This is a genomic window from Hymenobacter agri (assembly GCF_054778495.1).
Window position 1 is genome coordinate 1 of the sequence record NZ_BAAGZM010001035.1, and the last position, 971, is coordinate 971.

General features: G+C 66.4%; 1 protein-coding gene. It reads right to left on the reverse strand.

Going from position 1 to position 971, the window contains the following annotated elements; translation table 11 throughout:
* Positions 1-971, reverse strand: a 971-nt coding sequence (locus ACYVDE_RS24275) for a glycosyltransferase (protein WP_460504093.1), incomplete at both ends; no start/stop codon positions are given.

Below are 971 nucleotides of genomic sequence, written 5' to 3' on the forward strand. Positions count from 1 at the left end.
CCCATCGCCACCAGCCCCGCCGTGGCCGCCAGCAGCACCAGCAGCAGGTGCGGCGTGAGCCAGCGCAGCACCTTGTGCGACCACCACGCAAACGCCACCCCACCCCATCTGGGCAACAGCAGCGCCCGAAACTCAGCCAGGTTCTGGAAGTTGCCGGCCGAGATGCGCGCCTTGCGCCGGAACTCCTCCGGCAGGTGGTCCGACACGTCCTCGTAGCACACCGCGTCGAGCTCGTTGATGGCTTGGTAACCGTCGCGCAGCACCGCCAGCGTGATGTAGAAGTCATCGACCAGAAAGCTAGCCGGGGCCGGGTGGTAGCAGGCCCGCCGCACCGCGAAGCATCCGCCAAACGCCCCCATCATGGCCCCCCACAGCACGCCCTCCTGGTATTTCAGCACGTTCTCGCGCTCCAGGTAGGCCTTTTCCTGGCCCGAAATGCCCTCGGCCCGGTGTTCGGGATTAATAATATGCCCGCCCACCAGCCCAATTTTCGGGTTGCGGAAGTGCTTCACCAGCTCGTAGATGGTGTCGGGGGCGAAAAACACGTTGGCATCCGTGAGCACCAGCACCGGGGCCGGGGCCTGCCGAGCCAGATTCTCGATGACGGTGGGCTTGCCCGTGCGCTGCCCGTAAGCCTCGAACCGCAGCTGCGGAAACTCGGTGGCCAGCCGCGCCAGCAGCGCGTTGGTTTGGTCCGAAGAATTGTCGGAGCCCACCAGCAGGCGCAGGCGGTCGGGCGGGTAGGTGGTCGCGAAGGTGCTGCGCACTTTCTGCTCAATCACCGCCTCCTCGTTGTGCGCGGCCAACAGAATATCCACAGCCGGCAGGTCGGCCGCAGCCGGGGCGTACACGTCGGCATTCTGGCGCCGGCCCCGGGCCAGCCACCCCAGCAGCACCGGAAACAGCACGTAGGTGTGCGCCACCAGTAGCAGGCAGGCCCAGAACACCAGCGCGAGCGTCACGAAACCCAT